The 21918-nt window shown below is 56.5% G+C and carries 18 protein-coding genes and 4 pseudogenes; 18 read left to right on the forward strand and 4 right to left on the reverse strand.

Annotated features, from left to right (window positions below; genetic code table 11):
* The 7 genes and pseudogenes from CO671_RS30555 to CO671_RS30580 all read left to right on the forward strand — a co-directional run.
* Positions 1 to 265 (forward strand): transposase (locus CO671_RS30555; protein WP_245425047.1); only part of this gene is annotated, 265 nt, incomplete at its 5' end.
* A 449-nt stretch (positions 266 to 714) separates the two neighbouring features.
* The gene (locus CO671_RS30560; protein ID WP_011053333.1) at positions 715 to 2544 is read left to right on the forward strand and encodes a tyrosinase family protein; all 1830 of its coding nucleotides are present in this window, start codon (positions 715 to 717) and stop codon (positions 2542 to 2544) included.
* A 31-nt stretch (positions 2545 to 2575) separates the two neighbouring features.
* A complete protein-coding gene (locus CO671_RS30565) occupies positions 2576 to 3031 on the forward strand; it encodes a hypothetical protein (RefSeq protein ID WP_011053334.1) in 456 nt (151 codons plus the stop codon).
* A gap of 482 nt (positions 3032 to 3513) precedes the next feature.
* Positions 3514 to 4920 carry a hypothetical protein gene (locus CO671_RS30570; RefSeq protein WP_245425048.1) on the forward strand — a complete coding sequence of 469 codons (1407 nt, stop codon included), beginning with the start codon at positions 3514 to 3516 and terminating at the stop codon, positions 4918 to 4920.
* Positions 4901 to 5041, forward strand: a complete 141-nt coding sequence (locus CO671_RS34385) for a hypothetical protein (protein ID WP_008534315.1) — start codon at positions 4901 to 4903, stop codon at positions 5039 to 5041. The genes CO671_RS30570 and CO671_RS34385 overlap by 20 nt, the downstream gene beginning before the upstream one ends.
* A gap of 65 nt (positions 5042 to 5106) precedes the next feature.
* Positions 5107 to 5303: pseudogene (locus CO671_RS34390) on the forward strand (IS21 family transposase); the annotation flags it as partial.
* A gap of 720 nt (positions 5304 to 6023) precedes the next feature.
* A pseudogene (locus CO671_RS30580) lies at positions 6024 to 8092 on the forward strand (DUF3141 domain-containing protein).
* Positions 8093 to 8315: 223 nt separating this feature from the next.
* On the opposite strand, the pseudogene CO671_RS34615 reads toward CO671_RS30580, so the two are convergent.
* Together CO671_RS34615 and CO671_RS30590 are read right to left on the reverse strand one after the other, a co-directional pair.
* A pseudogene (locus tag CO671_RS34615) lies at positions 8316 to 8641 on the reverse strand (HipA domain-containing protein); the annotation flags it as partial.
* A 160-nt stretch (positions 8642 to 8801) separates the two neighbouring features.
* Complete coding sequence (locus tag CO671_RS30590; RefSeq protein WP_008534330.1) at positions 8802 to 9041, reverse strand: helix-turn-helix transcriptional regulator; 240 nt, start codon at positions 9039 to 9041, stop codon at positions 8802 to 8804.
* 674 nt (positions 9042 to 9715) lie between these two features.
* Between CO671_RS30590 and CO671_RS30595 the strand changes: the two genes are divergently transcribed.
* The 11 genes from CO671_RS30595 (at position 9716) to CO671_RS30645 (ending at position 20273) form a co-directional block, all read left to right on the forward strand.
* On the forward strand, positions 9716 to 10396 hold the full coding sequence (locus CO671_RS30595) for a GntR family transcriptional regulator (protein ID WP_004668612.1): 681 nt from the start codon (positions 9716 to 9718) through the stop codon (positions 10394 to 10396).
* Positions 10397 to 10708: 312 nt separating this feature from the next.
* A complete protein-coding gene (locus tag CO671_RS30600) occupies positions 10709 to 11593 on the forward strand; it encodes an NAD(P)-dependent oxidoreductase (RefSeq protein ID WP_004668614.1) in 885 nt (294 codons plus the stop codon).
* A gap of 77 nt (positions 11594 to 11670) precedes the next feature.
* A complete protein-coding gene (locus tag CO671_RS30605; RefSeq protein WP_004668619.1) occupies positions 11671 to 12099 on the forward strand; it encodes a carboxymuconolactone decarboxylase family protein in 429 nt (142 codons plus the stop codon).
* Positions 12100 to 12176: 77 nt separating this feature from the next.
* Complete coding sequence (locus CO671_RS30610; RefSeq protein WP_004668622.1) at positions 12177 to 12560, forward strand: hypothetical protein; 384 nt, start codon at positions 12177 to 12179, stop codon at positions 12558 to 12560.
* Entirely contained in the window at positions 12557 to 13453 is an 897-nt protein-coding gene (locus CO671_RS30615; RefSeq protein WP_004668623.1) for an alpha/beta hydrolase, read from the forward strand. The genes CO671_RS30610 and CO671_RS30615 overlap by 4 nt, the downstream gene beginning before the upstream one ends.
* A 25-nt stretch (positions 13454 to 13478) precedes the next feature.
* The gene (locus CO671_RS30620) at positions 13479 to 14645 is read left to right on the forward strand and encodes an ABC transporter substrate-binding protein (RefSeq protein WP_008534334.1); all 1167 of its coding nucleotides are present in this window, start codon (positions 13479 to 13481) and stop codon (positions 14643 to 14645) included.
* A gap of 91 nt (positions 14646 to 14736) precedes the next feature.
* Positions 14737 to 16290 carry a sugar ABC transporter ATP-binding protein gene (locus CO671_RS30625; protein WP_004668627.1) on the forward strand — a complete coding sequence of 518 codons (1554 nt, stop codon included), beginning with the start codon at positions 14737 to 14739 and terminating at the stop codon, positions 16288 to 16290.
* Positions 16287 to 17261, forward strand: a complete 975-nt coding sequence (locus CO671_RS30630; RefSeq protein WP_008534336.1) for an ABC transporter permease — start codon at positions 16287 to 16289, stop codon at positions 17259 to 17261. The genes CO671_RS30625 and CO671_RS30630 overlap by 4 nt, the downstream gene beginning before the upstream one ends.
* A gap of 11 nt (positions 17262 to 17272) precedes the next feature.
* Positions 17273 to 18292, forward strand: a complete 1020-nt coding sequence (locus CO671_RS30635) for an ABC transporter permease (RefSeq protein ID WP_004668632.1) — start codon at positions 17273 to 17275, stop codon at positions 18290 to 18292.
* A 23-nt stretch (positions 18293 to 18315) separates the two neighbouring features.
* On the forward strand, positions 18316 to 19803 hold the full coding sequence (locus CO671_RS30640; RefSeq protein WP_008534338.1) for an NAD-dependent succinate-semialdehyde dehydrogenase: 1488 nt from the start codon (positions 18316 to 18318) through the stop codon (positions 19801 to 19803).
* Between the two features lie 284 nt (positions 19804 to 20087).
* A complete protein-coding gene (locus CO671_RS30645; protein WP_004668636.1) occupies positions 20088 to 20273 on the forward strand; it encodes a hypothetical protein in 186 nt (61 codons plus the stop codon).
* Positions 20274 to 20338: 65 nt separating this feature from the next.
* Here CO671_RS30645 and CO671_RS34395 read toward each other — a convergent pair whose 3' ends face one another.
* Both CO671_RS34395 and CO671_RS30660 read right to left on the reverse strand, forming a co-directional pair.
* Positions 20339 to 20602, reverse strand: a complete 264-nt coding sequence (locus CO671_RS34395; protein ID WP_008534342.1) for a reverse transcriptase domain-containing protein — start codon at positions 20600 to 20602, stop codon at positions 20339 to 20341.
* A 754-nt stretch (positions 20603 to 21356) separates the two neighbouring features.
* Positions 21357 to 21807: pseudogene (locus CO671_RS30660) on the reverse strand (transposase); the annotation flags it as partial.
* Positions 21808 to 21918 lie beyond the last annotated feature (111 nt).

A 21918-nucleotide genomic window follows, 5' to 3' on the forward strand; every position in this document is an offset into this window, starting at 1 on the left:
CGAAATCAAGCGACGCACCGAGGTCGTCGGCATCTTTCCGAACGACGAAGCCATCGTCCGTCTCGTCGGTGCATTGCTGCTCGAACAGAATGATGAATGGGCCGTTCAACGCGCCAGGTATATGACGCTTGAGACCATGGCCCAAATGAGCGATGATCCCCAAATCAGCCTGCCCCGCTGTGATGTCGGGTCAGGAAACGAGCGGGACAGCAGGCTAATACACTGCCCGAATTGCCCCGTGTGGACGGCAAGCGTCAAGCCTTGATGCCAAATTCAAACGGATATGAGTGGGGCTTCGCAGCTGCGGCGAGGTCTCGATAGGGTCCGACAGTAAGCCCGAATGAGTGGGCACAATGGGACTGAAAGTGGGATCACTTGGTGAGCCCGTTGTTCCCGCGCGGAGTTCCCGCCGCTATTCTCGCAAATGTCGGACAGCCGCCGCCCTTTGTCGCATTTGTCGAGATCACGACAATCGGTTTGTCCCGCTCTGCTCTACGCACCCGTCAAGCCACGGAGTGGTGCCTGCTTCGCAGCTTTGAATTTGAGAGCGAGCGGGCTACGGCTCCGTCATTGCTGGGGGTCCGATAGGGAAAGCCTGTTCGAGATGCGTGCTTCTCTATCGTCGCACAGGGCGTTTTCAGCATCTTGGGCCCTCTCACCGGTCTGAACAACTGTTTCAGCTTGATCATTTGAGGTTTTCGCAACCGAACGTGCTTGCCGTGGCTGGTCGGCAAGCCGTCGCTCGAACGATCATGGAATGCGATACTAAGTTTTCCGGAATCTGGATTCCAACTGGAATGCAGGAATACGATCGGTAGTAGCGTTTTTAGCTCGCATTTTACGCTGCATTTTCGAGTGGCACGTCGCTTGCTTCATTTCTCGTGCCGCCGATTCACCGAAACTCAGAAAGAGCCAACGCAAGCTCTATGGTGGTGCGAATTGCCCACTGCTCCCGCGCCCAGACGGCGCGGAACCGGCCTAAAAGCGGCATTAATCTTGGCGAAGGACAATTCAAATCCAAGGGAGAGTAAGATGAGCATCACACGCAGACATGTCATCGTTCAGGGTGGCGTCATTGCAGCAGGCCTGCTCGCCAGCGGCCTACCGGGGACAAAAGCCTTCGCGCAGATACCGTCAATCCCTTGGCGGCGCTCACTGCAGGGCTTGGCCTGGAACGACCCGATCATCGAGACCTATCGCGACGCAGTGCGCCTTCTCAACGCCCTTCCCGCCAGCGACAAATTCAACTGGGTCAACCTCTCGAAAATTCACGGCAGCGGTGACGTCGTCAAATACTGCCCGCATGGCAACTGGTATTTCCTGCCGTGGCACAGGGCCTATACGGCTATGTACGAGCGCATCGTTCGGCACGTGACCAAGAACAACGATTTCGCTATGCCGTTCTGGGACTGGACCGACAATCCGTACCTGCCCGAAGTGTTCACAATGCAAAAGACGCCCGACGGCAAGGACAATCCACTTTATGTTTCGTCGCGCACCTGGCCAATCACGCAGCCGATGCCGGACAATATAGTTGGGCCACAGGTTCTCAACACCATCCTAACGGCGAAGCCATACGAGGTCTTCGGCACCACCCGCCCCGAGGGACAGAACTCACTCGATCCTTCCTGGGTCACCACCAGCAGCGGCACGCAGGGGGCGCTGGAATACACACCGCACAATCAGGTGCACAACAATATCGGTGGCTGGATGCCGGAAATGTCGTCGCCCCGCGATCCGATCTTCTTCATGCATCATTGCAACATCGACCGCATCTGGGCGACCTGGAATTTGCGCAACGCCAACAGCACGGATCGACTCTGGGCCGACATGCCGTTCACCGACAATTTCTACGATGTCGACGGCAACTTCTGGTCCCCGAAGGTCTCTGACCTTTATGTTCCAGAGGAACTCGGATACAATTATGGTTTCCGGACCTACTTCAAGGTCGCGGCGGCGAGCGCCAAAACGCTGGCCCTGAACGATAAACTCACGTCCGTGATCGCGGCGACGGCGACCGATGCTGCAATCGCCGGCGTGACGACCACCTCCACGGACAACAGCAAGGCGGCAACGGAAAACGTGCCGCTTTCGCTGCCGATCAAGATCCCGGCGGGCGCATTGCAGGAGATCGTCCGCCAACCGCCTCTGCCATCCGGCATGGATACAATGGATTTCGGCGCGGCACAGGAGCAGGCGGCCTCCGCTCCTCGTGTGCTGGCATTCCTGCGCGATGTCGAGATCACCAGTGCCAGCACGACCAGCGTTCGGGTGTTTCTCGGCAAGAACGACCTTAAGGCCGATACGCCCGTCACCGATCCCCATTACGTCGGTTCTTTCGCCGTTCTCGGTCATGACGGCGACCATCATCGCAAACCATCCTTCGTCCTCGATCTGACGGACGCGATCCAGCGGGTTTACGGCGGAAGGGGGCAGACGGATGGCGAGGCCATCGACCTGCAGCTCATTCCTGTCGGATCGGGAGCGGGCAAACCCGGCGCCGTAGAGCCCGCAAAGCTAGAAATAGCCATAGTGTCCGCCTAACATCCGGACTGGCTGGGTTGTGGAGACATCGATGCGCTATCATCGTTGGGTGCTTATCGCTATTCGTGCGGCGGCATTATCGATGCTGCGCATCGTCAGCCCGGTTCAAGCTAACGAGAGCGACATGCGGGCAACGACCAGTAAGCCCGCGACGATAACCATATCGAGCAGAGCAGTCCACTCATCGGTTGATACCAGTGCGCGGGTCGTCCTTACTGTCACTGGTTATGAACCGTCGACTTCAGGACCAGTGACGACGGTCGTTTCGCTTGACTGCGGCAGTAACGTTCGCGAAATTGGTAGGTTTGGTATTTTTCCGAACAAGGCGTTTTCGGTATTGGACGGGGCAAAGCCTCAACGATTTGGGTTTCCCTTGCCCGATGACCCGTCTTGCCGTCAGCCACAGACCGTCATTATCCGGCTGGAGCCTCAAACAGGCGGCGGTTCGGGCGCCAGCATCACTATCAGCGACGCTAGCATTGAATAGATTGGCAGTCGGGGCTGATTTGCCGCTAGCTCCAGAACCTTGGCGGCAATGAAAGTCCGCCGGATAAAATAGAGGGTTTTGATAGGTTGTTGTGACAAAGGTCCAACGCGCAGCGCCTATCGTGGTCAACAGTTTACAGTCTTGCCGCTGCATTCGGCGACTGATGGTCGTCTGCAAGCAGGCAAAGGTTTTTGGCCGACCCGAGACTAGGCTCAAGATAAAGTCGCTCTTAAAGGCATTGAACCAACGACGCGTTCCTAGATCAGTAAAGTGACTCTTCAACCACTTCAGATGCTTGCGCGGAGTCTGTCCGAAAGCTGCATTGACTTCGCACGCGGTCCAAAACCGATTCAGACTGCGCGTTCAATTCAAAACTGAAGATTAGACGTGTGCTTTTAATGGCACTGGATTTGCAAGGACACGGGCGGCGTGCGGCCATAGGTATCGCTTCCATTCGTGATAGAGAGGCGCGGAGGTTAGTCTTGAAACGAAGAGATTTTTCGACTGTTGGGCTCACTGCTCTTCTCGCCGGGATCGTATTCCCGGCTTTTCCCAGCACCGGATTCAGTGAGCAGCGAAAGCCGTCCATCCCCGCACTCCCTGATCAGCGGAAACTTTGGAGTTGGATCAAAAGGCTCAACAGTTTCGGCCCCCGATTGACCGGCAGCCCGGCGCAAGCACGGGCAATCGATTATCTTGCTGGTGAGTTGAGAGGGATGGGCCTTGAGGTGAAGCGCGATCAACTCACGATGCGCCGGTGGATGCCACGAACCACCGCGTTCAAACTGTCAAATGGTGAAGTAATTGAGGTAGCGGCGCCGTTCCCGTATTCCGGGCTTACACCTCCCGGCGGTATCTCGGGTAAGATGGTTCTTTTCAACGGTCGGGTTCAGGCGTTTGAGAAAGCCCGCGGCAAAATTGCGGTGGTGACGGTAAAGCGTCGGGATCTGGCGGCATTCCTCGAACTGGTGACCAATCGACGCGGCAGCCTGCCGGAAGGCATAGACTTTCCCAAAGCCGTAACCACGCCGCTTATCACCGGTTTGCTTGGCGTACCGATCGACAAGGCGCGTGAAGCAGGGGTTTTAGCCGTCGTTTGCATTTTCGAAGGCGTCTCGGAAGTGCAGTTGAAGGGGCAGGTGCTGCCATTCACCACACCGTATTGGGGCTTACCTGCAATATGGGTGGCGCAATCTGAAGGAGAGCGGATCAAAGCCGCGAGCAAGCACGGTTTGAGCGGTCGCCTGACCTTGGATGGCACGTTGGAAGACGTTGCGACCGATACGATTTATGCGGTTTTGCCGGGCTGCAACCTGCTTGAGACAATCATCATCAACACCCACACCGATGGACCTAATGCGTGCGAAGAGAACGGCGGTGCTGGGGTACTCGCTCTGGCGCATTATTTCTCCTCGCTACCGAAATCTGCCCGCAACCGGAGCCTCGTCTTCGTACTCGTCACGGGTCATTTCCAGCTTCCCCAGTTCGGCCGCCACGGGAATCAGGCGACGGCGACCTGGCTCGAAATGCATCCAGAATTGTGGGACGGCAAACCCGGCCATGCTAAAGCCGTTGCAGGAGCTACGATTGAGCATCTTGGATGTACCGAGTGGCGAGATGACTTTGCAAAAGGGCACCCCGCGCCCACCGGGAAGCCGGAACTCGATTTGATCTATACCAGTAATAAGTCGATGAGTGACGTGTACATCGCTGCCGCACGCGGGCGCAAAAAGGTACGCGCGGATAGTCGCCCCAGCGGCGGCGCAGGTGATGTTGGGCGAAGGACAGCCATTATACGCATCAGGAATTCCGACGATATCAAGCTGTCCGATACCGGACTATCTTTGCCAGGTCTTGCCGGGCGGAGGCTTGGACCGGCTCGACCCTGATTACGCCTTTCAGCAAGTCGAAACCTTTGCCCGCACGGTCGACTTGCTCGACAGGATGCCGCGTGGTGAGATCGGAATCGTTCCGTTTAACCTGTCCACTGTTATCGGTGATCTGCTGTAAACCTGACCAACACTAACGCCAGCGAAAATGGCGGTGTCACGCGGTCGGCACTTTAACTGGCGCCGAGGATCATCTGGCTGTTCACGATAGTGCCGGGTCATAGCCGTCCCATCTGGGCACGCTTCGTCATGCATCAGATGACCGGCCTGCGTTTCCACATCGCGGCCTTCGAGGCTCTCGGCGGCGCTCCGCGGGAGTGCTTTGCGACCGGATGAAGACTGCCGTCATCGGTGAGCGTCAGACAGAAGGCATCGTCTATAACCGTGCCACCACCAGCCTTAGCCCCAACCAAAGCCACGCGGACGGCCGCTGAAACATCCTAGTTGGTGGGATCCCACACCGCAGGCGAATCCATCACCTCCTGTCCTCCGATAGTCTCCAACGAGCTGGGAGAAACTGCTGATCCAGGCTGAATGAAGACTTTGTGTGGCTTTCCCTGGCGACGAGCTTGCTGCCCCCTCTCCCGGCGTAGCTGGCTGACCCAGTGCTTGGCATAGACATTGCAGGGGATGAATGCGGCGGTAACTCGTTGGGGTCGGAAGTCGTCAAACTGCTTTCCTAGGCGTCGGCATTGCCTACCGAGCACCTCGCCAGACGGAAGCACGATCGATCTGGCACGTATGTATGCGTACGGGATCATAACCATAGAGGAGTTGAAACGATGGCGGATATTCTTACATCTCTAAACCCGCTCCGGTGGATTGAAGCGCCATCCACGGAACTGGACAGCCAAGTGACCCAAAGTCTATTCCCGATGTTCCAACGCTTGGCGGCAGCGGGCGCTGAAACCGCTAAAATTCTGCAGGTTGCCTTATTGCGCCGCGTGCAAGTCATGTGCGACACCCACTCTACCCGCCAGGGAAAGCTCTTTACTGAGGCCGAACGTCTTGCCGAGAGTCTACGCGAGGTGCACGGCAATGGGAATTTGGGCCACGCTTGGGCGGAATACCTGCGCGACGCTAGTGAGCGCGCCATATTGTGCATGGATCTTCTCCGACAGCGCGGCGACATCTTCCTCGAACATGAAGCGGCAGGCTGTCCGCCGGTTTTCTTCTGCGACTACGAGACAGTTATGGATGGAAACGATCTGCCCTTGAAATCCAATTACGTGTTACTTCGAATGATCCCGCCCCAAGGTGTTAACGTCGATGACACGAAGCGCCCCTTCATAATCATTTGCCCGCGCGCCGGACATAGTCCCGGCGTCGGTGGCCACAAAGAAGACAGCCAGGTCGGCGTGGCGTTCCGGGAAGGTCACCCGGTTTATTTGGTGTCCTTCCGCCGAGAGCCAGAGGGGGGCAGTATCTCTCTAATGTCACGTATGCGGAAGCGGCCTTTGTTCGTGAGGTCATGCGCCTGCATCCGCTTGCCCGCCTTCCAGTCGTAGTCGGCAACTGCCAAGCTGGCTGGGCTACCCTTCTGATGGTTGCGACAAATCTCGACTTAGCTGGCCCGATCATCCTCAACGGATCGCCGGTGACACCTACCTCGGGAAATATCGGCGAAAATACCCTCCGCTACATGGCGGGCCTCTTCGGGGGAGCTTGGATAACCATGTTTTTGTCAGATCTGGGCGGAGGCATCTTCGACGGCGCCCATCTCGTACAGAATTTCGAAACGCTCAATCCCGAGCGCCAGTTATTCATGAAGTATGTCGAACTGTTCCGAGATGTGGATGCGGCGAGCGAAGCCTTCCTTAAGGCTGAGAAGTGGTGGGGCGGCTTCTGCCTGATGCGGGGAGACGAGATCCGCTGGATAGTTGAGCACCTCTTTGTTGGTAATCGACTGGCGCACAACAAGGCGTATGGGGAGCCGGACCGGCGGCATTTCGACCTTAAGAAGATCAGGGCGCCTATTATCATATTTGCCAGTCATGGCGACAATGTAACGCCGCCGCAGCAGGCGCTGAATTGGATCCCCGAAATCTATGACAACGAGGAGGAAATCCGCCTTCTCGGCCAGCACATTATTTATATGGTACACAACGACGTCGGTCACCTCGGTACATTCGTTTCCTCGAGAGTAATCAACAAAGAATACAATGAGGTTGCAAGCACGCTCGAGGCAATTGAGGCGTTGTTGCCTGGCCTTTACGAGATGCGCATCACGGACATTCAAGAAGATGCTGGACACAAGAGCTATAGTGTTGAACTGATCGAGCGCACCTTCGAGAATATCCGTGAGTTTAACGACGGCCATGACGATGGAGGTCCCTTCGCTGCCGTCGCCCGCGTCTCTGAACTGCAAGCGCAGATCTATCACACAGTTGCCCGCCCCTTTGTGCAGGCCGCGGTCACAGACATCTCAGCAGACGCCAGCCGAATGTTCCATCCAAAGCGGCTGGAGCGATCGCTGCTGTCTTCTCAGAATCCGATCATGGTTGGCTATAAGTCAATTTCAGAGCAGGTACGGAACTCCCGGGCGAACGCAGCAGCGGAAAATCCTTTCCTGGCTGCGGAAGCGCTCTATTTCAAGGCTGTCGAACAGGCGATCGTGGTCATGCGCGACTGGCGCGACATGGGTTATGAGCTCGCGTTTCACATGATCTGGAACAACCCCTGGCAGCGATATTTTGACAATCCCCACGAAGCATACCGCAAAGGGACGACACTTGACGATATGAGATGGCAGCCGGACATCGCCAATGCGCTCAGGAGGATCGCGATCGGCGGACTCGCCGATGCCATCATCCGTATGGTCGTACTCCTGGTGAGCGATCGTGGCGGGATCCGACGCGACCGCCTGGCGCGCTGGTCACGGGTGCTGACCGAGGACGAGCCCTTCCGCTCACTAAGCGCTGATCATTTGGCCGAAATCACTCGCGTGCAGACGGCTATCGTCACCTTTGAGCCGGAGCAAGCAATCGAGACGCTGCCGCTGTTGCTAACGGAACCGAGGCAACGGCAACTCGCTTATGCAGCCGCTTGCTATATCCCGGGCTCCAGGGCGGAGATGTCATCGAGTACTGTTGCCATGCTACAGCGCTTCGCGGACGTGCTTGGCCAGCCATCGATCGTCGATGTGATTGAGGATCCGCTGGCAGTGACATAGTTTGTTCGTAGAGTAGCGTCTCGATCTCACCGAATCACATAATTATTGGTTTTCGCTCGTTGGTCACGGAGGCGCTTGAAACAATTCCATCGCAAATCCAGCCAGGACCGCAGATCGGAAAATTGCCATTGGACATCCGTCCTTTACAACGCAACGATGCCGTAATCCGGTTCAGTGATCGGGCCGGCAGAGGGCGGATTGAAACTGTGGAGGAAGGCTCTCGTCATAGGGCTGGCGCTCGCTGCAAATCATCGTGATCGAACGCACTGGCCATACGGTTGATCTCGGCTGACCGCGCACCGACCGCCTTGGCGGTCTCGCGCCACCTTGCGGTGTCGCGACTTCCTTAATGATCGCGCGAGCCTCGGCGAGCGTTAGGGCGTAGAGCCCTGCAGGTTCTTCCAGCAGGTCAAGGGAGCAGGTGCCTTCATCAAGATCAATGTTTGTCGTCAGCGCGCGCGCCTTGACATCCGTAGGCACTGGATTGAGGTCATAGGCAGGGGACAACGACCAGCTGGCTTTATTGAGCCACAGAAAGCCGTGATTTTTCTCCCCAGCTCAGAGCTAGAGCGGGCTGCAGCGAGAAGCGGCCCGGGTCCTCGAGCCAGGCACGATCATACTCAAACACGATTGTTTCGGCACCACGGGCGCGATTGCTCCGGGCCAGATGGGACGTGTGCGGCCGTGAAGGTCGAGATGAACTTCGAAATCAGCCATCGCGTGACGATCCCGGTGATCGCCTTGGGTGAGCGTGCTTGGGCAACTCTGCATTGGCCAGAGACTGGCCGACGCTGTCGTCACCGATGTCGGCGACTTGGCTCAGCCCATCTAGCAGGCCGAGTGCCTGGAGGACGCCTGCATAGATGCCGATGCTGACATTGGTGTCGCCGGCCTCGATCTTTTGAAGCGTTGAGCGTGAGGTGAAGGCACGTTCGGCTACTACCGCCATAGGCAGGCGGCGACGTCGACGTGGATGTCTGCGCCCAGTTTGCGCAACGCGCGCCGCACCCGGAGGGTTGTGAGGTGTCGGAATTTGTCACCTTCGCACTACAGATTGCACTAGATATGTAGCACGAAGGTTACAATTTTTCAAGAGAGATGGTCAGAGAGAAAAGTGGTTAGAATGGGAATTGCGGATAGCGCAAGTACGAGCCAGGCTGGCAGGCGAAGAAAGATGGCGGATCTTGAGGCGCTCAAGATCGATGCCGCCTCCGGACCGGAGGCGCGATCGGAACCACTATCGTCTGCTGATGCGGCTTTTGCCGATTGCCAAGCTGCACCCGGCCGTTAGTCGAACGGGTGCTCCTGGAAGATGCGGTGGTGTCGGTGACCGTGGACACCTCGTCGATCAGGGTCGCAACGTGGCTGGTTTTGAGAAATCGGCGGGCGGACATTGTCGGCCATCAGGACACCAATTGAACTAGGCCATTTGGACTAGAATTTCCACTTATGGCGCGCCAACCGATCGGTTCCTCATGGATCGGGAAGCCGACCTCTACACAGCGGGCTCAATCCTCGAGAATAGTTGCTAATGACCGCTCATCAGACAATCTGATTGAAAGTTCCCCGCGAAGCAGCCATATATTTAGCTCAAATTCATTAGTGCTACGTAGGACATTGATCATGGTAGATGTGGAGCTGCAGGTCGCTCGGCAAAATGCCTCTCTTCGAGTGCAAGTCGAAGAAAGGCTCAGACAGGCTATTGCGACGGGCAAGTTCAAGCCGGGGCAAAGGCTCGTCGAGCGCGAGCTTTGCGAAATGATCGGCGTGGGTCGCACGTCCGTCCGTGAAGCGCTTCGGCAGCTTGAGGCAGAGGGATTGATCACAAGCTTCCCCCACAAGGGTCCAGTTGTCAGTATCATAACCTATGAGGAGGCCGCTCAGCTCTACACCGTCCGCGCGCTGCTCGAGGGGTTTGCTGGTCAGCAGTTCGCCGAAAATGGAACGGCGGAAGATATTGCCACTTTGCAAGATGCCGTTAGAGAATTCGAAGCGTCGGCGGAAAGCGGCGTGGGACACAGGCTCATCGCTGCCAAAAACGCCTTCTATGACTGCTTGATGGATGGCAGCAAAAACGTCTTCGTCAGGCAAATGCTAACATCGCTGCACAACCGGATCAATCTTCTGCGCATGACTTCGATGACACAACCGGGGCGCCTCAAACATAGCATTGCAGAAATCAAAGAGATTGCCGAAGCGATCCAAAATCGCAACGGACCCAGGGCTGCGGCCGCTTGTAAGCACCACATTGATATGGCTGCGAAAGTCGCACTCGAGTACCTGCGCAACAACACCTCAGGCTGATGCCATAAGATTTTCCGAAAATTGACAGATTGTCTGATGCTGGAGGTGGCCGGGTGTAATTAAATCCTTCAGGCACGGTGCTTTTGACAACGCAACAACCTCTCTGGTGTCCATCGGACGATAAGATGGGTGCTGCTTGCACGTCATTTTAAGTGAGGTGATTGAAGAAGCGACGGCAAAATTGGCGTCGTAGCGAGGGCGCGCCGGCCCAAGCATGAATTTTCCGATTGACAGATTGTCTGATAGGTCGTTAACTACTCCTCACTAACGGAGGTAGCTGATTGTGCTTGCCTCACATTCGGGAGCGGGACGTTGTCACCACGAAAAAATCTGCGCGTCGCCTTTATTGGTCTCGGCGCAATGGGCGGGCCGATGGCACAACATCTGTTGTCGGCTCAATTCGAAGTCACTGGCTTTGATCTATCGGCCGAGGCTAGGGAAAGGTTCGCGGCCGTCGGCGGCGTTCCGGCAGAGACGGTAGCGGAAGCATTCAATGGGGCCGATGTTGCGGTTACCATGCTTCCCAACGGCAAGGTTGTTCAAGACGCGCTCTTCAAGGATGGGGCCTGGCAATCCCTGAGTGCTGACGCGCTTGTCATCGACATGAGCTCATCGGCGCCCAATGATACTCGTGAGCTCGCAGAGCGCTTGCATCAGAAGGGCTTGCGGCTGGTCGATGCTCCCGTGTCAGGCGGAGTGAAGCGAGCCGTCGAAGGCTCTCTTACTATCATGGCAGGCGGTGCTTCTGACGATATCGATCAAGCTGATCCCATCCTGTGCGCCATGGGCGGCCAGATTTTTAGGACAGGCCCGATCGGCTCAGGGCACGCCATGAAAGCCATCAACAATTTCGTATCGGGAGCCGGGGTTCTGGCAGCTATCGAAGGCGTTCTTCTTGGCCGAACGTTTGGTCTCGATCCTAGAACGATCGTCGATATTCTCAACTCGTCGTCTGGCAAGAACAACGCAACAGAAGTGAAGATGAAGCAGTTCATCCTCTCGGAGACTTTTGGCTCTGGTTTTGCTTTGGGGCTTATGGCGAAAGACATTAGGATTGCAGCGGACTTGTCGAAGGCGCTCAATCTCCAGCTGCCGACATTGGCCGGTACCGCTGATGCCTGGGATGCTGCTCGGCATGCTTTAGGCCCCGATGTCGACCATACGAAAATTGCGCAGTTCGTGAAAGATCAGGCCTGACCGCGAAAAACTACGCCAAACTGACAGTTGAAAATTGTCTGATAATCTGTCAAATATGATGAAGGGAGCGAAACCCAATGGCCACTTTGGACAGGAAAGATAAGGGGTCTAAGGCCGGCGAGCGAACAGCTCCATCGGAGCAGTTCAAGCGCGGACTTGCTACTCGTCGGCAGGTGATGGGGGACGCTTACGTTGATGCGGCCCTCGGAAAGGCGACCGACTTCACCTGGCCGATGCAGGAACTCGTCACCGAGTATTGTTGGGACAATATCTGGAACCGACCTGGCCTCGACCGTCGCGCTCGATCGATCCTCAACCTTGGAATGATAGCGGTTTTAAACCGACCGCACGAGCTCAGAGGCCACATCCGCGGCGCCATCAACAACGGTGTTACGAAACAGGAGATCCAGGAGATCTTCCTTCAGGTGGCTATCTACGTTGGTGTGCCAGCAGGCATCGACAGTTTCAGGCATGCCCAGGAAGTATTCACCGAAATGGGCATTTGAGAATGTGCTGTCCCGTGAGGGGGCATGTACAACATGCGCGGAGTTCTCAGCGCTTATCAACAAGGGAGGAGCCTAAAATGGCGATAGATCTCAAGAAATTCATAGAATTCGTGCGGGAGGATTTCGAGTTCAAGCGCGAAACTCGTTATCTTAACGGTATATTAAAATGCGATTTCCCTACCCGCAGTGTAGCGCTTCATTTCGAGGACGGTACGTTGCTAAAGGTGGAAGAGGCCGAATACGACGACGACAAGTGCACTATCGTCATACGCGGGACCGGTTCACAGTGGGAGGCGCTGCTTCAGCACAAACCCTTGCCGTTTTATCAGTGCTTGCAGTCATCAAACATCAAGCATGGCCTCTACCTTAGCAGTAACAACGAAACCTTCGCGTATCTGCCTGCTCTCAACCGCATGACCACCCTGATGCGCAATGCCCGTTCTGAAGGAGCAGCAGCATGACCAAGTTTGACCCCATTATCGGCCGTTATCTCTATCTCACCGTAGAAGGTATCGAGTACCGCGTCTATTACGAAGAAGCGGGCCAGGGGATTCCGCTTCTCGTCGGTCATACGGCAGGGTCCGACGGTCGCCAATACCGTCATATGCTTTGCGATTCCGACGTGACGAAAAATTTTCGCGTCATCGCGTTCGATCTGCCGTATCACGGCAAGTCCCTTCCCCCCTACGGCGTTCGCTGGTGGGAGAAGGAATACAACATGACCAAGAAGTTCATGATGGACTTCCAGCTCGAACTCTCAAAAGCGCTCGACCTAGACCGCCCCGTTTATTTGGGCAGCTCCATGGGCGGCCATCTCGCGATCGACCTGGCATCGAACTATCCGGACAACTTCCGCGCCACGATCTCGGTCGAAGGTGCGTTGCGCTCGGCGGCGGAGTACGTCGACGTCGGTATGGCTGGCATCCGCAGGGAGTTCGACAATCCAAACGTCAATCGCACCTCCATCGGTGCGGCGATGATGCTGAATATCTCACCGTACTCGCCAGAAGCGAATGTCCGTGAAATCCAGTGGGAATACAGCTGCGGTGGACCGGGAATCTTCGCGGGTGATCTTTATTACTACTACTACGACCACGATGTGTCGCCAGAAGAAGCCAGCAAAATCGATACGTCGAAATGTATGCTATACTTCCTCACGGGCGAATACGATCCAAACACGTCCCCGGCCGATACCAAGATTGCTGCAGACCTGGTCAAAGGCTCCAAGTTTTGGACAATGGAAAAGCTCGGACATTTTCCCGTTACTGAGGACTATAGCGAGTTCCGGAAGTATCTGTTGCCGATTCTTGAGGAGATCCAACAGTCATCAGCAGCCCGGTCTAAGGTTGCCTGATCCTTTTCTCGGGAGGAGAACTTCAATGAGGTGCATTCTGAATGTCACACTTGGGGCGCTGATCTCGGTTAGCGCCCTGGCGACAACCGCTTACGCGGATGGTGTCGATCAGCTACCGGCTACAGAAAAGAAGATCTATGAAACTGTAGATCCGCAGATTCCATTGGGGGCGAGCGCCTACAAAGACTTCAAGCCCAAAAAGGGTCCTCCGTGGAAGATCGGCTATGCAAGCAGCTACGCTGGCAACACCTGGCGAGCCGCAGCTCTCGATGCGGTCATGAGCGATCTTTTACCGCGATCAAAGGCTGCGGGCCTGGTGTCTGATGTCGTGGTCACCCAGTCGGATCTTAAAGACGCCGTTCAGATCCAGCAGATGCGTCAAATGGTGGACGAAGGCGTCGATGCAATCATCATCTGCTGCTCGAACGTCACGGCTCTTAATCAGACGATCGAATATGCCTACAAAGCCGGTGTGCCGGTGTTCTCATTTTCGGGCTACGTGACGTCGCCATACGCCATCAATGGCGCGGCCAATCACGCGCAGGGCGGTGCCGAGATGGCGACGTGGCTGGCGGAAAAAATAGGAAAGAAGGGCAATATCCTTCTCGTTTCTGGTATTCCCGGTTTCGCTTCTTCGGACAGCTTTGACAAAGCGGCTAAGGAAGCACTTGCTAAGTACCCCGACATAAAGATCGTCGGTGAAGTTGCAGGGAAGTGGACCGACCAGGTGGCCCAGGTCGAAGTTCAGAAGTTTCTTGCGACGAACCCGACGAAGATTGATGGGATCCTCACGCAGGGGGCCCAAGAGAACGGCGTTCTCAACGCAATGCTGCAGTCAGGTCGAGACATGATCCCGATTACTCTCGGGGGGGAAGCTTCCGCCGCGTGCTACTGGCGCAAGAACCCCGAGTTTGTGGACAGGAGTTTCCATATTTGGCCGCCGCGTCGCGAGATGCAACAGATGTGGGAGATCATGCTCCGCACATTGGAGGGACAAGGCCCTAAGGTTCAGTCCTTCCTTCGACCCGTCTTGCCTTACACCATCGATGAAGTCCGCGCGGCGATACCAGAAGATTGCGACTTGAACTCGACAGACTTCGTGGAGCCCAAGGCGGACGGGTGGTTTCCTGCTGCGATTGCTGCAGACTACTTCGAACGCCCGGCTGATCCCTGGAAGCCTGTGTCGAAGTGAAACTGTTCTGCCCGGTGGGTCTTGCCACCGGACAGAAGTTTCTCTTGTGGGAGGACCGCCTCGCGCGGCCGTTGGGATTAGAGGATCTCCGATGCAAAACCAAACTACGATCAAGTTGATCAATGTTGCCAAGTCTTTCGGCGAGACTAAGGCCTTAAAGAAGTGTGATTTTGAAGCCCGGGCCGGAGAAGTGCACGCCATCGTCGGAGAGAATGGAAGTGGCAAAAGCACGATGGCGAAGATCATGTCTGGAGTGTTGCACCCAGATTCCGGGAGCGTTTCGGTCCTTGGAGAAGAGATTTCGACTCCGACTGACGCCAAGCGCATCGGGCTGACAACGATCTTCCAGGAAGTGCTGGTGGCCGACGAGGCCAGTGTATTGGAAAACCTGTATGTCGGGCGCGACGGCATCTTCCGCTCGCAGGGCGGCAGTGGTCGGCGTACCGAGGCTGAGGAGATCCTGAAACGCCTCGTCGGCAAGCCCGTGGATCTCGATCAGAACGTTGGGGCATTGCCTCTGAGCGTCAAGCAATGGATAGTTATTGCGCGAGCGGTCTTGCGCAGGCCGAAGGTCCTCATCCTCGATGAATCGTCTGCGGCATTAGACCTCGATTCCACGATCCGCCTCCACGAGGAAATTGATCGTCTCCGTAGGGAAGGTGCGACCGTGCTGATCGTAACGCATCGGATCGCTGAACTTGTCCGCATCGCCGATCGAGCCACGATCCTTCGCGACGGCGTCACCATTGGTACGCTCGAGAAGCATGAAATAACTGAAGAGAACCTGCTTTCAATGATGACGCCCGCGGACCGAAACGCAAGCGACGCGAAGGCGTACGAATCAAAGCAAGTAGGCGCCGCCGCGCCGGCCGTGGTAGCGGTAAGAGACCTCGTTACTCACAGCGCGGCAGCGCCCTTCGATTTCGATCTACCGAAAGGAGCGATCATCGGTGTTGCAGGACTCGACGGGCAGGGGCAGGACGCTTTCGTACGCGCCGTTGCGGGTATCATCCAGCCTTTTGGTGGTAATGTCCAAGTCTGGTCATCCAGCACCGAGAGAATGAAAAAGGTCGCATCGCTCGAAGACGCTACCAAAGCAGGAATCTCGTATATTTCCGGCGACCGCAAGCGTGAAGGTATCTTCCCTCAGCAGAGCATCTTCGAAAATCTTGCCATCGGCGTCTATCGCAAGAACCTCGGTCCTCTTGGTATAATCAATAAGGCCGGCCTCAAACCCATGTTCAAACGCGAGGTGGATCGGCTCCGGATTAAGATTGGAAGTCCGGCGAACAAGATCACCTCACTGTCGGGCGGAAATCAGCAAAAAGTTTTGATCGGCCGTGCCTTTGCAAACGAACCGTCCGTCATCGTCCTTAACGATCCCGCTCGCGGTGTCGACCTCGGAACGAAGCGCGATCTCTACCGCGAACTGCGCCTGTTCACGGAGAAGGGTGGCAGCGTGATTTATCTATCAAGCGAAATTGAAGAGTTCATCGGCTTTGCGGACCGCGTCGACGTCTTCTTTGCTGGAAGGCTTTTCCGGTCGCTAGCAGGCGAGGACATAGCGGAAGAGCCAATCTTGGCCGCAATGTTTGGAAAATCGCCAAACGCCTCCATCGAGTTCGATCTGGAAAGGACTGCATGATGTCTGGAATCGCATTCCGTCAAATCACCCAGGACCGTTCCCTCTTCGTGCCGGCCGGCCTATTCATTGTCCTTTTGGTCGCCGTTGCCCTACGCGGACACGGGCTATTCACGAACAACGGCCTCGCAGGTGCAATCCTTGTCGCCACGCCCTTGATTCTAACGGCGCTTGCCCTCACCCCCATTGTCATGGCGGGTCGTGGAGCAGTGGACCTTTCAGTTGGCCCCTTGATGGGGTTCATCAACGTTACCCTTATTACCTGGCTTGTGGGTAACGGAATTACCAACCCTATCGCAGTGATAGTATGGGCAGTCGGCCTGGGAGCGGCATTCCAGCTACTCCAGGCGCTGGTTATCATTTATGTGCGTGTCGCTCCGATAATCGTTACGCTGTCGGGTTTTCTTGTCCTCTCCGGGTTGAACCTGATGGTGATGTCCCGACCGGGTGGAGTCGCGCCCGACTGGATGCTTAGCTGGGGGGCGGGGACCGACATCATGTCACCTGTTTTGCTGTTGCTGGTTGCAGCGTATGCATTATGGCTCCTTCTCAGGGGGACTATGTTTTACCGCAACCTTCGCATGACGGGTGCGGATGAGCGCATGGCGTATACGAGCGGCGTTCGAGTGGACGCAGTCCGCATCATCGCCCACGTTGTTGGTGGAGCATTCGCTGGACTTGCCGCCCTCAGCTACACGGCGCTGATCTCCTCTGGTGATCCGACGCAGGGCAGCACCTACACCCTTCAGGCTGTTACGGCCCTGGTTCTCGGAGGTGCGAGCCTCTCCGGTGGTCGTGGTGGAGCACTTGGATCTACGCTTGGCGCGATCAACATGTTCCTCATCTCCTATCTCCTCTCCACCTTCAACTTCGGCACGGTTTCGGGGTTCGTTACCCAGATGGCATTCGGCTTAATCCTCGTCGGATCACTTCTCGTGAACGTCTTTGTCATCAGTCGCCGCGCGGTTGTGTAAGGAGCAAGATAATGGTCGCGACAGTTATGAATTCCGAAATCAAATCGGCTCAGAAGTCTAACCCGCTCAAGGCTCATCGGAGCATCGTCATTGGCTTTGTTCTTCTGGCCTCTCTCTTAGCACTCGGTGCATTGCTGGTCCCCGGCTTCGTATCATCCCAAAACGCGCGTTCAATCCTTCTTCTCGCAGCGTTTCTGGGGCTTGCCTCCATTGGCCAGACCCTGTGCGCTCTGGTCGGTGCGCTCGATCTTTCGATACCATATATTATTGGAGGCGCGAACATCCTCCTTCCCAGCCTTATGGTCGCAGGTATTCCCGCTCCCCTCGCGATGCTGGTTGTCATGCTCCTCGGTGCGCTTGTCGGGGCCGCCAATGGCGCCCTGAGCTTCCGTCTCCAAGGGCAAGCGCTGATCATGTCGCTCGGAGTTGGCTTCGCGGCCGTCGGTGCGGTCCAGATCTACACCTCACTCGGCTCGGCGTTTGGTGGTACAGTGTTTGCTCCGGTACCCGAATGGCTGAGGAACATTTCGGCGTTCAACGGAAAGTTTTTCGGCCTGTCGCTGCCTCCGGTCATCGTGATCTGGGCTATCGTCGCCATCGCGCTTGGATGGTTCATGTACAACACCTGGTTTGGCCGCAGCATTTACGCCGTCGGCGGAAGCCGGACGGCGGCCGCCCGCCTCGGAATCTCCGAATTCAAGGTCTGGACCGTCATCCATAGCGTCAGCGGTGCCATGTCTGCAATCACGGGCATGCTGCTACTAGGGTTTTCCGGTGGTGGCTTCGTCGGCGTGGGCGACCCTTATCTTTTCACCACCGTAGCAGCGGTGGTGATTGGAGGGACGTCGCTTCTTGGTGGGGCGGGCGGCTATGGCGCGACAGTGCTCGGTGTTCTTGTCCTGACTGTACTGACCTCGCTTCTAGTTGGCCTCGGACTGAACTTTCCGGCGCAGCAGGCTGTCGTCGGTCTGCTCATCGTTCCGATGGTCGCGATATACGCACGGTCACCACACATTCGAAATCAGATATGATCAATGCATAGAAAGGAAGATCCATGGCAATCTCCAGCACCCTGCTAGGCCGTTTAAAGGACCAGACTCTCGTTCGCGAGCAGATGCTGGTTGGAGGAAAGTGGTCGAGCGAAGGGGTAAACGGCACACGCATCAACGTGCTAAACCCCTCCACGATGGACGTCCTTGCCTCTTTGCCTAGCGCTGGCCTTGCTGAAGTGCGAGCCTCTATCGATGCTGCAAAGGCTGCACAGAAGAAGTGGGCTAAGGTTTCGGCGAAGGAACGCTCGCTGATCATGCGGAAGTTCTACGAAGAGGTGGTAGCTAACGCTGAAGACCTGGCCGTAATTCTGACATCGGAAATGGGCAAGCCACTGGCGGAAGCGCGTGGCGAGATTGCTTACGGCGCTTCCTACATCGAATGGTTCGGTGAGGAAGCCAAGCGTGTCTATGGTGACACCATTCCAGGTCACCAGGCCGACAAGCGACTGCTTGTCATCAAGCAGCCGGTTGGCGTTGTGGCCGCCATCGCTCCTTGGAACTTTCCGTCGGCGATGGTGTGCCGCAAGATCGCGCCGGCGCTCGCGTCCGGCTGCGCGATCGTATTCAAGCCTGCTGCCGAGACTCCGTTATCGGCGCTTGCATTGGCGATCCTCGCGGAGCGTGCCGGAATACCCGATGGCTTGTTCAGCGTCCTCCCGACGGATAATGCAAGAATGTTTGGCGAGGAGGTCTGCTCCAACCCGGTCGTCAAGAAACTGACCTTCACCGGTTCGACCGAAGTTGGCCGTATCTTGATGGCGCAAGGCGCCCAGAAGATCATGAAGCTGAGCCTGGAACTCGGCGGCAATGCGCCGTTTATCGTTTTCGACGATGCAGATCTCGACCAGGCGGTCGAGGGGGCTATGCTTTCTAAGTTTCGTAACGCGGGTCAAACCTGCGTGTGCGCGAACCGTATTTACGTACAGAGCGGGATCCATGACAGGTTCGTCGAGAAGCTGGCAATGCGCGTGAGTGCCTTGCAGGTTCTTGACGGGTTTGAGAGCGGGGCGACGATCGGCCCGTTGATCAACGATGAAGCGGTAGCAAAGCTCTATGGTCATATCGATGACGCTGTGACCAAGGGTGCGACTGTCGTGGTTGGTGGTGACCGCGATGCTCGCGGAGGCACGTTCGTCCAACCAACGCTTCTCTCGGGTGCCACAAAGGATATGAAGGTTGCGCGTGAGGAAACCTTCGCGCCTCTGGCTCCGGTGTTCAAGTTCGATACTGTCGAGGAAGTCATCGAACTCGCGAACGATACGGAATTCGGCTTGGCAGCCTACTTTTTCGCCAACGACCTCAGGAACGTTTGGAAGGTCACAGAGGCGCTGGAATACGGCATGGTTGGCGTGAACACGGGTCTGATTTCCACCGAATTAGCGCCATTCGGCGGCGTCAAGCAATCCGGCTTCGGCCGAGAGGGCTCAAAGTACGGAATGGATGACTTCTTATCCATGAAATACGTCTGCATGGGCGGGATCGGCGCATAGCGATCGCCCAAGGGTCGCTCGCCGACTGAACTTAAAGGGGGAGAGGTCTGTTGAATAGAGGCAGGACAGCAACATCCTCTCCGCCGGTTGCGAGGTCTCAAAAGGCTGGACTTTTCTAGAGGTTTCGCGGGAGCTGTCCTACGGATCTTCCCTTCCGACCCCTTCTGGGGCCGGCCTTGCAGACGAGATTTCTGCCTGTCTTTTCGATTGTCGATCCTTCCGCCAATGCCCTACAAGGTAAGTCTTTCCCAGATAGCTTGTAGCCTTCGAAGAGGTAACACGACATGAACGAGCTGTTGCACCGTGGCGTTGTCGTTTCAACGTATCGGAGTCCTGAGCAGGAGCATGATCACCACCCGATCGATGCACGCGTTCGTCCTGAAATCGATCAGGCCGACGATGCTGCACGTGCCAGCGTGGAGGGTCAAGCGAAAGCCATTCGCGTCAACCAGCGACGCGTCAAGGTGTAGTTGTCGGCGGCCGCACCCTCAGTGTCGGTTTGACGTAGCCGCCGATCTTCGCCGGCGCCAGGCCTTTATGGTAGATCCGGATGCGTCCGGGTCATCCAGACGTCAAACGCGTAATGCAGGAAGAGATTCGATAGGATCGGGCTGACCACGCCCCCTTGCGGGGTACCACGCATCCGCTCAATGACTTCTCCGTTCTTTTCCATAGGCGCGGTCAACCATCTTTCGATGTAGAGCAGAGCCCAGTTGCATTTAACGTCTTTTCTGACCGTCTTCAGCAAGAGATCATGCGGAAGATTGTCGAACAGCTTTGATGTCGGATTCCGGATCAATCATCTGCTTGACCACCATCTGCGCGATCCGATCACTGACCGCCGGTTCCAGATCTTGTAGAGATTTCTCGCAAGGTCTTTGTCAAACATCTCCAGGGTCTCACCGTCCACCCGGCTGCACCACGGTTGGCTTTGACCGCTTTGTAAGCTTCGTACACTTGCCGCTTCTCAATCCGAAACGGCTTGTCTGTCGTACCTATCGAAGTCATCCTGTTTCCAGTTGTTCCAAACAATACGACCACCTGATCCGATCCCTTTGCTCCGGCCCCATTACAGGGCCCTCAACGCTCATACGGATCGGTCCGCCCCAGTCTCCTGCATCGGTACTCTCGCCTTACGGTTTCTCCGCTTGGGCTTCTCCCTTGGCATCAGGAGCCTGGTTCCTGCAGTTCCGGGTGAAAGCCTGTGTCCAACTCACGCCCCCTCTACGCCGGTCGCCGCCCGCCCAATCATCAGGCACCCGGCGGACTTGTCCCAGGATGACGAAACAGTCCTGGTTTCGACGACGCTTATATTCATAACGGCGCGTCTTCGGAGGGTTCACTTTCGTTCGTCTTCGGACACGCACCTGCTCGGATCTCGTCCGAACTTTTCATCCGGCGCTCACCACCACGGCTCTTTACCGCAGCAGCTCGGACTGGTTTGAGACCCGCTCCTGAAAGCCGATCCCGGAGGGCCATCCTCCATCATTCACGCAGCTTCACGTTACGGGGTTAGCTCACACTGAACTCCTTCCGTGCCTCTGCAGCACACTTTCGTCGATGAAGATCAGTTTCTCCGGATCGAGGTCCAATTGACCATCGAACCAGGCGCGCCGGCGCTTCAGGACGTCCGGTCGGTCCTGCTCCAGTGCGTGTGCGGTCTTTTTTAAAGGTCCACCCACGGCTTCGAAGCCAAGCGCCAAGTGCGCTGCGGCTGATCTTCACCTGCCGCTCGACGGACAAGCGCTCAACCATCTCATCGAGCGTCACATCCCTACGCTCGTTGATCAACGCGACAACGAATTCCTCGTGTGCATCCACTGCCGAAGGTCGTCTCCAGCCCTGTGGCCGAGCAGTCAGCTCACCCTCTTTCGCTCTTGCAATCCAGCGGATCGCCGTCGAAATCCCAACTCCGAAACGAGCCGCAGCCTGTCGAGCCGACATGCCCGCCGCAGACGCTTTCAAAACCCGTATTCGAAGATCATCGCTCAGGGCCTGTCCCATCATCCACCTCTTCTCTGTGGAGTTGAATCAGCTTCGATGGACGCCGTCACATCACAATCGATTCATCGATCGCAGGACTTGCTCTAGGTCGCTCGTGGCGGGGCGAAACTC

This window comes from Rhizobium sp. M10 (assembly GCF_002531955.1).
GTDB lineage: Bacteria > Pseudomonadota > Alphaproteobacteria > Rhizobiales > Rhizobiaceae > Rhizobium > Rhizobium etli_C.